Genomic DNA, 10,726 nt, shown 5'->3' with positions numbered 1-10,726 from the left:
AGACGGGTTCTTTCTTTTCTTTCTCCTTTTTCTTCTGTTCCTTCCTCCCCCCCCCCCCCCCCCCCCCCCCCCCCCCCCCCCCCCCCCCCCCGCGTCCCGCAGGCCCTAGACGAGTCCGAGGCGCTCCGCCGCGGTCACCGCGTCGACGGGGACGGTGACCGGCTGGGGCGCGCCCGCGACCGCCCAGTCCGGGTCCTTGAGGCCGTTCCCGGTGACGGTGCAGACGATGCGCCGGCCCCGCTCGACCCTGCCCTCCTCGGCCGCCTTGAGCAGACCGGCGACGGACGCGGCAGACGCCGGCTCGACGAAGACACCCTCCTGGGCGGCCAACAGCCGGTAGGCGCGCAGGATCTGTCGGTCCGTCACCTCGTCGATGAAACCGCCGGACTCATCCCTGGCGGCGAGCGCCTGCTGCCAGGAAGCCGGGTTGCCGATCCGGATCGCGGTGGCCACGGTGTGCGGGTCCTTGACGACCTCGCCGCGCACGATCGGCGCCGAACCGGACGCCTGGAAGCCCCACATGCGCGGCGTGCGGGTCGCGGGGCCGTCGGCGGAGTACTCCGTGTAGCCCTTCCAGTACGCCGTGATGTTGCCGGCGTTGCCGACGGGCAGTACGTGGATGTCGGGGGCGTCACCGAGCGCGTCGACGATCTCGAACGCCGCGGTCTTCTGGCCCTCGATACGGGACGGGTTCACCGAATTGACCAGCGCCACCGGGTAGTTGTCGGACAGTCCGCGCGCCAGCGTCAGACAGTCGTCGAAGTTCCCCTCGACCTGGAGGATCTTCGCGCCGTGCACCAGCGCCTGGCCCATCTTGCCCAGCGCGATCTTGCCCTGGGGCACGAGGACGGCGCAGACCATGCCGGCCCGTACCGCGTACGCGGCGGCCGACGCCGAGGTGTTGCCGGTGGAGGCGCAGATGACGGCCCGCGCGCCCGCCTCCTTGGCATGGGTGATCGCCATCGTCATGCCGCGGTCCTTGAAGGACCCGGTCGGGTTGGCGCCCTCGACCTTGAGGTGCACCTCGCAGCCCGTGGCCTCGGAGAGGACCTGGGCGGGGACGAGCGGCGTACCGCCCTCGCGGAGCGTCACCACCGCCGTCGTCGCCGCGACCGGCAGCCGGTCCCGGTACTCCTCGATGATGCCGCGCCACTGGTGGGTGCCGATGCTCGTCATGGGTCCCTTACTCCCCTTCAACACGCATGATGCTGGCGACACCGCGCACGGTGTCGAGCTTGCGCAGCGCTTCGACGGTCCCGGAGAGGGCGGCGTCGGGCGCGCGGTGGGTGACGACGACGAGGGACGCCTCGCCGCCGAGTCCTTCACTGTCGAGCCGGCCCTGCTGGCGCACGGTGTCGATCGACACGTCGTGCTCGGCGAAGACCGTGGCGACCTGGGCGAGCACGCCCGGTTTGTCGGCCACGTCGAGGCTGATGTGGTACCGCGTCACGACCTCGGCCATGGAGCTGACCGGCAGCCGTGTGTACGCGGACTCGCCGGGCCCCGTCGCCCCGCCGATCCGGTTGCGGCACACCGCGACGAGGTCGCCGAGCACGGCGGACGCGGTGGGCGGGCCGCCGGCCCCGGGGCCGTAGAACATCAGCTGCCCGGCCGCCTCGGCCTCGACGAAGACCGCGTTGTACGCCTCGCGCACGGAGGCGAGCGGGTGGCTGAGCGGGATCATCGCCGGATGGACACGCGCGGTGACCGACTTCCCGTCGGCGGCGCGCTCGCAGATGGCGAGGAGTTTGACGGTGCAGCCCATGCGCCGCGCGGAGGCGATGTCGGCCGCGGTGACCTCGGTCAGCCCCTCGCGGTGCACGTCGTCGAGGCGTACGCGGGTGTGGAAGGCGATCCCGGCGAGGATGGCGGCCTTGGCCGCGGCGTCGAAGCCCTCGACGTCGGCGGTCGGGTCGGCCTCCGCGTAACCGAGCGCCGTGGCCTCGTCCAGCGCCTCCGAGTAGCCGGCGCCCGAGGAGTCCATCCGGTCGAGGATGAAGTTGGTGGTGCCGTTGACGATGCCGAGCACGCGGTTGACCTTGTCCCCCGCGAGGGACTCCCGCAGTGGCCTCAGCAGCGGGATGGCGCCCGCGACGGCGGCCTCGTAGTAGAGGTCCTTGCCGTGCTTCTCGGCCGCCGCGAAGAGCGTCGCGCCGTCCTCGGCGAGCAGTGCCTTGTTGGCCGAGACGACGGAGGCGCCGTGCTCGAAGGCGGTGGTGATCAGTGTGCGGGCGGGCTCGATGCCGCCGATGACCTCGACGACGACGTCGATGTCGCCCCGTTTGACCAGCGCCGTCGCGTCCGTGGTGATCAGGGCGGGGTCGATGCCCTCGCGCACCTTGGAGGGACGGCGGACGGCGACCCCGGCGAGTTCCAGGGGCGCGCCGATCCGCGCGGCCAGATCGTCGGCGTGCGTCGCCATGATGCGTGCCACCTCTGAGCCGACGACTCCACAGCCCAGCAGCGCCACCTTCAGCGGACGCGTACGCATCATGCGACCTCGATTCCCTCTCTCAGCGATGTGGACCAGTCTCACGCACCGGACGGAAGTTTCTACCCTCCGTCCGTCATGCGAGACGTCAATCTCAATTACCCGACGTCGAGCCGCAGGAGATCTTCCTCCGTCTCGCGCCGGACGATCACCCGCGCCCCGCCGTCCTTCACCGCCACGACCGGCGGGCGGAGCGCGTGGTTGTAGTTGCTCGCCATGGAGCGGCAGTACGCGCCGGTGGCGGGGACCGCGATCAGGTCCCCGGGCGCCAGGTCTGCGGGGAGGAACGCGTCGCGTACGACGATGTCACCGCTCTCGCAGTGCTTGCCGACGACGCGCGACAGCATCGGCTCCGCGTCGGAGCGGCGCGAGACGAGCGCGACGCTGTACTCGGCGTCGTACAGCGCCGTACGGATGTTGTCCGACATGCCGCCGTCGACGCTCACGTACGTCCGCAGCCCGTCCAGGGGCTTGATGGTGCCGACCTCGTAGAGCGTGAACGCGGTCGGGCCGACGATGGCGCGGCCGGGCTCGACGGAGATCCGGGGGGTGCGCAGACCGGCGGACTCGCACTCACGGGTGACGATCGCGGTCAGGGACTTGGCGATCTCGTGCGGCTCGCGCGGGTCGTCCTCGGGGGTGTACGCGATGCCGAGGCCGCCGCCGAGGTCGATCTCCGGGAGTTCGACGCCGTGCTCGTCGCGGACCGCGGCCAGCAGTTCGACGACGCGGCGCGCGGAGACCTCGAAGCCCGCCATGTCGAAGATCTGCGAGCCGATGTGCGAGTGGATGCCGACGAGTTCGATGCCGTCGAGCCGCAGCGCGCGGCGCACGGCCTCGGCGGCCTGTCCGTCGGCCAGCGCGATACCGAACTTCTGGTCCTCGTGGGCGGTGGCGATGAACTCGTGGGTGTGTGCCTCGACGCCGACGGTGACCCGGATCTGCACGGGCTGCACCCGGCCGAGGGCCTGCGCGATGTGCGCGACGCGCACCATCTCCTGGAAGGAGTCGAGGACGATGCGTCCGACGCCCGCGGCGACGGCGCGCTCGATCTCGTGCACCGACTTGTTGTTGCCGTGCAGCGCGATGCGCTCGGGGGGCATGCCCGCGTCCAGCGCGGTGGCCAGCTCGCCGCCGGAGCAGACGTCGAGGTTGAGCCCCTCCTCCTTGAGCCAGTGGACGACGGCACGGGACAGGAACGCCTTGCCCGCGTAGAAGACGTCGGCGTCCTTGCCGAACGCGTCGGCCCAGGCGCGGCAGCGGGCACGGAAGTCGGCCTCGTCGAGGAAGTAGGCGGGGGTGCCGAACTCCTCGGCGAGCCGGGTGACCGGCAGTCCGGCGACGGTGGCGACACCGTCGTCGTCGCGGCTGACGGTGCGCGACCAGACCTTCTCGTCCAGCGTGTTGAGGTCGGCCGGCGGCGGGGAGTAGTGGCCCTCGGTGTGCACGTCGGCGTAGCGGGGCCCGGCGGGGTGGGCGGAACGGCTCATCGTCTTCTTGCTCTCTTGGTTACGTCGGATGCGTCCGACTCGGCGGAGCGCATCAGAGGTGTTCGGGCGCGTCGATGCCGAGGAGGGTGAGGCCACCGGCCAGCACCGTCCCGGCGGCTTCGGCGAGTGCGAGCCGGGACCGGTGGGCGGCCGAGGGTTTCTCGTCGCCGACGGGCAGCGGGCGGCAGGTCTCCTGGAAGTGCAGGAACGCCTCCGCGGTGCGTTCGAGGTGCCGGGCGACCCGGTCGGGGGCGCGGTGGCGGGCGGCGGCGGCGAGTACGCCGGGGTGGTCGCCGATGCGGTCGAGGAGGGCGCGGGCGCCGGGCTCGGAGGTGTCGCCGTCGCCTCTCGGGATGCCGAGGGCGGCGGCGTTGCGCAGCAGGGCGCGGGTGCGGGCGTGGGCGTAGCGCACCGTGAACAGGGGGTTGCTCTCGTGCTGGACCAGTAGCTCGTTGCCGGTCGTGGCGGCGTCGTGGGCCGCGGGCCGCAGCAGTCCCCAGCGGGCGGCGTCGGTGCCGAGCCGGGTGAACAGATCACCCGCGAGGGTGGCGGAGACCGGCCGTACCGTCAGCCGCTCGGTGGCGTCGGGGCCGGTGCGGGCGTCGGCGCCCTGTGCCCGCAGCAGCCGCAGGACGGTCTCGGTCCGGACGGCGGCGCGCAGTTCACCGGCGGGGGCGAGGATCACGGTGGTGCCGGCGAGGGCGTCCCCGTGCCCGTACCCGAGCCCGGCGCCGAGGACGGCGCGGACGACTTCGGCGCGGCTGCCGGGGGCGAGCGTGAAGTTCAGGAAGCCGGGCCCGGTGACGTCGACGCGGGAGAGGGCCGGGGTGGAGCGCAGGATCTCGGCGCGGAGGATCTCGGCGATGTCGCGGGGGCTGCGCCGGGCGGGGCCGGCGAGCCGCAGCGCGACGGAGGTCGCGTAGTCGCCGCTGCCCCCGGGGCCGGGGCGCCCGACCTGGACGCTGTCCGGTACGGGCCCGGCCAGGACACCCTCGTCGACCGCGCGGCGCAGGGCGCGCAGCACGGTCCGGGAGAGGTCGGCGGGGGTCACGGGACCAGCGTATGGGAGGAGGGGGGCGTCTTCGCGAACCGGTTTCGCGATGCGGGCACCGCCACGCGCGGGGGCGGCCCGCGGCGCCGTCGGACGCTTGCGCCGGGAACCGTCAGCCGCGTGCGCCTCCGGGGGCGCTGCCCGCGCGGCCCGCCCCGTATCTGTCGTCCAGGGACTGGCCTTCCCGGCGCATCAGCCGGCGGACGACCCTGACGAGGTCGGCGGGCTCGAACGGCTTGGCGAGGAAGGCGTCCACGCCCGCGGCGATGCCGGTCTCCACCTCGTACCGCGTACAGGCGCTGATGATCGCGACGGGCAGGTGCGAGGTCCGCGGGTCGGCCCGCAGGCGGGCGGCGGTGCGGATGCCGTCGAGGCGCGGCATGACGACGTCGAGGGTGATCACATCGGGCCTGGCCCGGTGGACGACGTCCAGACACTCGGCACCATCGGCCGCGGTCACGACCTCGAAGCCCTCCAGCTCCAGGTTGACCCTGATCAACTGCCGGATGACCCTGTTGTCGTCGACAACGAGCACTCGGCCTGACGCGCCTGACACAACTCGAGAGTAGGTCGGGCTCCGGGGCCGCGTCCGGGTTTTCCCCACTTCTCACCCGGCGCGGGCGACCGGGCGGCGCGGCCCTGCGCGACGCCTCACGGCAAATACCTGTTCACGACGACCCCACGGGGGCTGGTAAGGTTTTACCCGTCGCCAAGGTCCACGGGGCCGGGGCGACACGCCCCCGTAGCTCAGGGGATAGAGCATCGGCCTCCGGAGCCGGGTGCGCAGGTTCGAATCCTGCCGGGGGCACCGTTCTGACGGTGCCGGACAGGCCCTCTTTTCAGACCAGGTGTCTGATCGGGGGGCCTGTTGTCATGTGCGGCCATGTTTCGGCGGCGGGCCCGTTGGCCGGCGGCGGGCGGTCCGCCCGTACTTCTCAGCGCCCCGGCGCGCCTCCGGGTGGAAAGCGTCCGGCTGACGGTTTGTCACTTGCGTGAAAGCCGTGTGGAGGAACCTGTCGGGTGTGCCGTTACGACCGAAATGCCGTTCGTGCCAGGCCCGTTCAGGACCGATGATCTAACCCTTCGGCAACGACATTCCGGGGATCACGCCTGCCGTCAAGTCGCCACGCCGAACTACCGAGGAACATTCCGGTATTTGGCGTCGAGAGGGGCGAGAAGCCCTTGTGCGCTGGTCAGTTACCCATGCGTTGAAACGATTCGGCGATTCCGCTTCCGGCTCCGAAAGGTGCTTCGAGCGTTGATTGTGGCCGAGTTGGACCGTTCGTGGCCTGTTAGGCACCTGCATTTTTCGAGGATGCGCGCATCCGTAACGAGGTGGTACGGCATAGGATCAAGCCGCGCCACGGGGGCCTCGTCTGTCCCTTCCGTAACGTTGCACACGATCTACTCGCGATCCCCACCGACACCCCCCAACCCGTTAATAGGTATCTGCGTGTCACCGATACTCAGCACCGGTTCCGGCGATGGAGCCGCGCAGTGAAAATCAATCGTCGCCTCGTCCTGCTGGTCACCGTGCCCCTCGTAGTGGCCGTCACCTTCGCGGTGCTGGCCCTCGCTCCCGCGACCAACCAGGCCCTTCAGGCAAACCGCCTCACCGCCATGGTCGATGTCGCCTCGTCCGTCAGCGAGTTGACCCACCACTTGCAGCGCGAGCGGGCAGCGGCCACCGCTCTGGTCTCCACCCAGGGAGATTCGGACTCGTTCCGCGAAACCTCCAACGCGACGGATAAGAGTGTCGCCCAATTCCGTTCACAGATCGGCAGTTTGTCGTCCGTTCCGGGCACCGCGCAGGCCGCTCTGGACCGGATCGAACGCTTCATCGATGAAATGCCCTCGCTGCGCGCCCAGGTGCGTTCCGGAGGGAGCACCGTCACGGCGCTGACGTTCGGCTACCGGATCGTGATCGCCGACCTGATCGACTACCGCGACGGCATCGCCCAGGCCGACGGGGTCGACGCCGACGTCGCCGACCGGATCCGCGCCGCCGCCGCGCTGTCGCGGGCCTCCGAGCACATGGGCCAGCAGCAGGTCGCGGTCATGAAGGCGCAGGCCACGGGTGGTTTCACCGAGGCGTCCAAGCGGACCTTCGAGGCCACCAGGATCGGCTACACCGAGGCGACGGGCTCCCTGTTCGACCTGGGCCCCGTGCAGTGGCGGACCTGGCTGGAGCGCACGCTCTCCGGTCCCAAGGCACTGGAGGCACGCCGGCTGGAGGACCAGGTGGCGCGCACCGCGCCGGACCAGGAACTCACCGTCACTCCCAAGAAGTGGCAGCAGGCGACGGCCGACCGGCAGACACTCCTGCGGTCGGTCGAGAGCCGTATCGACGAGTCCGTGCTCAAGACGGTCACCGAGACGCGCACCTCGCTCGCCTGGCTGGCCGGCGCCGAGGTGGCGCTGGTCCTGCTCACGCTCATCACCGCGGTCGTCGTCGCCATCCGGCTCGGCCGCGTGATGATCCGCCGCCTGCGCGACCTGCGCAACGCCGCCCACGAGGTGGCGCACACCGGTCTGCCGCGGGTGATGACGGAGCTGTCCCAGCCGGGCGCGCTCAGCGGCGCCACTCCCGAGCAGGTCGCCGAGCGGTCGGGCAACCCGGTGAAGACCACGGGTCTGGACGAGATCGGCGAGGTCGGTGAGGCGTTCAACGCCGTCCACCACGAAGCCGTCCGCCTCGCGGCCCAACAGGCCCACATCCACGAGCAGTTCGCCGAGACGCTGGTCGGTGTCGCCCGCAGGGGCGCGCAGCTGACCACCGTCATGGTGTCCGAGCTGGACGCGGTGCAGCGCGACGAGGCCGACCCCGAGCGCATGAAGACCCTGTTCGCGCTCGACCACCTCGCGATCCGAATGGAGCGCAACACCAACAACCTGCTGGTGCTCGGTGGTTACGGGCACGGCCGGGTACGGTCCGCCGACATCTCCTGCTCGACGGTGATCGTGGCCGCCGCGCAGCAGATCGAGCGCTTCGACCGGGTGTCCCTCGGTGTCATCGAGTCCGGCATCGGCATCGCCGCGCGTGTGGTCCACGACGTGGCGCACATCCTGGCCGAACTCCTCGACAACGCGACGCGCTTCTCGCCCCCGGACAAGCAGGTCGGGGTCGCGGTCTGGCGGCTGTGGGACCGGGCGGTCGTACAGATCGTCGACGAGGGCGTGGGCATCACCGCCGAGAAGCGCGCCACCCTGAACAAGGGTCTGCTGGAGCCGAAGTCCGGCATCGGCGACGTACGGTCCATGGGTCTGCACGTGGTCGCGCGGCTCGCCGCCCGGCACGGCATCGTCGTCGAACTGCGCGACTCCTCGGGTCCGGGCACGATCGCCGAGGTCACCCTGCCCGCGAACGTGCTGGCGGCGGCTCCGCAGGAGGCCACGCCTCCCGCGCAGGGAGCGCTCGGCGAGCGTCCGGGCGAGCGTCCCGGCGTGCGCTACGAGACCCCGCGCCCGATCACCGGTCCCGGACCGCTCCGCCGTCAGTCGGCGGGTGCGGGAGCGGGCGCGCCGACCGGCCCGAGCGGCATCGGCAGGAACGGCGACGCCGCCACGGCGGGCGACTACAACCCGGGAGGGGACAACGGCTCCGCCGGCTCCTCCCGTGACGCATCCCGCGGTTCCGACGGCTCACGAGGCTCCGGCGCGGCGAAGGGTTCCCCCGCCGACGACCGCGAGCGCTCCAACGCGCCTTCCCAGCACCCCGTTCACGCGGAGCCGGTCTCCCGTATCGCCGGAGTCAGCTCCTCGGGACTGCCACTGCGGCAGCGCAACACGCCCAAGCAGTGGCCCACCCTGGGCAAACGCGACGGTGCGGACCAGCGGTCCGGTGCCGCCCCCAAGCCGTCGCCCCGCCGTCGGGACTCCCGGCAAGTCTCTGACGTCCTGGCGGCCTACGCCCAGGGGATCAACAGGAGCACGAGCCACCGCGGGCGCTCCGCCACCGACGACGACACCCAACGGAGCACAAAATGACGACCTCACCCAACGACCTCAGCTGGATCCTCAGCGGATTCGCCGGGCGCATCCCGGAGGTCACCCAGGCGATAGCCGTGTCCGTGGACGGACTCGCCCTGGCCTACACCGGGGTGGAGCGTGACGACGCCGACCGGCTGGCGGCCATCGCTTCGGGTGTCGTCAACCTGCTCTCCGCCGCCGCCCAGTTGACGAACACCGACCCCGTCGAGCACAGCCTGACCGCCATGGAGGGCGGCTACATGTTCTCGATGGCCGTCTCCAGCGGCGCGTCCCTGCTGGTCACGACCACCAGGGACGCGGACATCGGCGAGGTCAGCTACATGATGTCCGAACTGATCAACCAGGTCGGCGACTCCCTGACCCCCCAGATCCGCGACACGGACGCCCAGCCCTCCCGCTGACGTCCGGGTCGTGCGGGCCCCGCCGTCCGGCTCGTTCTGCCGTACGCGGTGTCCCGCTCGTTCCGTCCGGTTATTTCCTCCATCCCGATGAGAGCCCTCATGTTCTTCGACAAATCCATACGTGGCCGCAGCAGAGTCCGGCCGGTCGGCGCGGCCGCCCTCGTACTCGGACTGGCAGCCGTCACCGGGTGCAGCGGCGACAGCGGCGCCGGCGACGACACTGTGAAGATCGGCCTGGTGGCCTCGCTGTCAGGCACCTACGAGCCCGTCGGCACGGAGCTGCGCAAGGGCTTCGAGCTGTACCTGGCGACGCACGACAACAAGCTGGGCGGCCGTGAGGTCGAGCTGATCGTGGCGGACGAGGGCGACGGTCCGCCGACCGCCGTTCCCGCGGCCACCAAGCTGATCAAGAAGGACAAGGTCGACGCGCTGACCGGTCTCGTCGGCGGTGGTTCGGTCAACGCGGTGATGCCGCTGATCAACCAGGCCAAGATCCCGCTGCTCGGTTCCAACGGCCGTCCGCCGGTCAAGGACATGAAGTACCTCTGGACGACGAGCTTCCTCTCCGACGAACCGGGCGCGGCCATCGCCCCGTACGTCAAGGAGAAGGTCGACGGCCCGGTCTACGCGATCGGCCCCGACTACCAGGGTGGCTACGACGAACTGCGCGGCTTCACCGACGAGTTCAAGAAGGTCGGCGGCAAGCTCGCCAACCCGGACGGCAAGACGAAGTGGACGCCGTTCCCGAAGACGACGAACTTCATGCCGTACTTCGCCGAGATCGCCAAGACGGACGCGAAGGCGGTGTACTGCTTCTACGCGGGCAAGGCCGCCATCGACTTCGCCAAGCAGTACGCGCAGTCCGATGTCGCCGATCTGCCGCTGTACACGGCCTTCGTCACCGAGGGCAGTGTGCTCCAGGCGCAGGGCGACGCGGCCAAGGACGTCTACTCGGTCCTGAACTACGCGGCCGACCTCGACAACGAGGCCAACCGCAAGTTCGCCGCCGACTGGACGGCCAAGCACGACACCCAGCCGACCACCTACGCGATGGCCTCGTACGACGCCGCCGCCGTGCTGGACCAGGCGATCGGCGACGCCGCGAAGAAGGGCGACGTGACGCCCGAGACCATCAACACCGCCATCGGCGGTCTCGGCCAGATCGACAGCCCGCGCGGCGCCTGGGAGTTCGGCGACAAGGCGCACTCGCCGGTGCAGCAGTGGTACCTGCGCCAGGTGCGCAAGGACGGTGACCAGCTGGCCAACGTCATGGTCCAGGACCTGGCGACCCTCGGCAGCTGAG

General features: G+C 70.9%; 8 protein-coding genes and 1 tRNA gene. 4 read left to right on the top strand and 5 right to left on the bottom strand.

The features are described from left to right. Window positions 1-105: 105 nt before the first annotated feature. The 5 genes from thrC to ACZ61E_RS26745 form a co-directional block, all read right to left on the bottom strand. A complete protein-coding gene (gene thrC, locus ACZ61E_RS26765) occupies window positions 106-1,176 on the bottom strand; it encodes a threonine synthase (RefSeq protein ID WP_469702423.1) in 1,071 nt (356 codons plus the stop codon). A gap of 7 nt (window positions 1,177-1,183) precedes the next feature. Then, window positions 1,184-2,494: a homoserine dehydrogenase gene (locus tag ACZ61E_RS26760; RefSeq protein ID WP_469702422.1), complete on the bottom strand. Its 1,311-nt coding sequence runs from the start codon at window positions 2,492-2,494 to the stop codon at window positions 1,184-1,186. A gap of 95 nt (window positions 2,495-2,589) precedes the next feature. Beyond that, entirely contained in the window at window positions 2,590-3,981 is a 1,392-nt protein-coding gene (gene lysA, locus ACZ61E_RS26755; protein ID WP_469702421.1) for a diaminopimelate decarboxylase, read from the bottom strand. Between the two features lie 52 nt (window positions 3,982-4,033). Continuing rightward, complete coding sequence (nrtL, locus tag ACZ61E_RS26750) at window positions 4,034-5,032, bottom strand: ArgS-related anticodon-binding protein NrtL (RefSeq protein WP_469702420.1); 999 nt, start codon at window positions 5,030-5,032, stop codon at window positions 4,034-4,036. A gap of 112 nt (window positions 5,033-5,144) precedes the next feature. Beyond that, window positions 5,145-5,636: a response regulator gene (locus ACZ61E_RS26745; RefSeq protein ID WP_469702419.1), complete on the bottom strand. Its 492-nt coding sequence runs from the start codon at window positions 5,634-5,636 to the stop codon at window positions 5,145-5,147. A gap of 132 nt (window positions 5,637-5,768) precedes the next feature. Between ACZ61E_RS26745 and ACZ61E_RS26740 the strand changes: the two genes are divergently transcribed. The 4 genes from ACZ61E_RS26740 to ACZ61E_RS26725 all read left to right on the top strand — a co-directional run bounded on the left by ACZ61E_RS26740 (window position 5,769) and on the right by ACZ61E_RS26725 (window position 10,725). Continuing rightward, window positions 5,769-5,840: transfer RNA gene (locus tag ACZ61E_RS26740), tRNA-Arg, on the top strand. Between the two features lie 689 nt (window positions 5,841-6,529). Next, window positions 6,530-9,019, top strand: coding sequence for a sensor histidine kinase (locus ACZ61E_RS26735; RefSeq protein WP_469702418.1), 2,490 nt, complete (start codon window positions 6,530-6,532; stop codon window positions 9,017-9,019). Continuing rightward, entirely contained in the window at window positions 9,016-9,423 is a 408-nt protein-coding gene (locus ACZ61E_RS26730) for a roadblock/LC7 domain-containing protein (protein WP_147873855.1), read from the top strand. Before ACZ61E_RS26735 ends, ACZ61E_RS26730 begins: the two co-directional genes overlap by 4 nt. 99 nt (window positions 9,424-9,522) lie before the next feature. Beyond that, window positions 9,523-10,725: an ABC transporter substrate-binding protein gene (locus ACZ61E_RS26725; protein WP_469702417.1), complete on the top strand. Its 1,203-nt coding sequence runs from the start codon at window positions 9,523-9,525 to the stop codon at window positions 10,723-10,725. Window position 10,726: the final 1 nt, after the last annotated feature.

Source organism: Streptomyces sp. NPDC104581 (assembly GCF_055583685.1).
Note: the sequence above shows the minus strand (reverse complement) of the source record. Positions and strands in the feature narration are given on the sequence as shown.

Excerpts from the sequence above, each read along its gene's own strand:
- thrC (WP_469702423.1), bottom strand. The coding sequence starts at position 1,176 with ATGACGAGCATCGGCACCCACCAGTGGCGCGGCATCATCGAGGAGTAC.
- ACZ61E_RS26760 (WP_469702422.1), bottom strand. The coding sequence starts at position 2,494 with ATGATGCGTACGCGTCCGCTGAAGGTGGCGCTGCTGGGCTGTGGAGTC.
- lysA (WP_469702421.1), bottom strand. The coding sequence starts at position 3,981 with ATGAGCCGTTCCGCCCACCCCGCCGGGCCCCGCTACGCCGACGTGCAC.
- ACZ61E_RS26730 (WP_147873855.1), top strand. The coding sequence starts at position 9,016 with ATGACGACCTCACCCAACGACCTCAGCTGGATCCTCAGCGGATTCGCC.
- ACZ61E_RS26725 (WP_469702417.1), top strand. The coding sequence starts at position 9,523 with ATGTTCTTCGACAAATCCATACGTGGCCGCAGCAGAGTCCGGCCGGTC.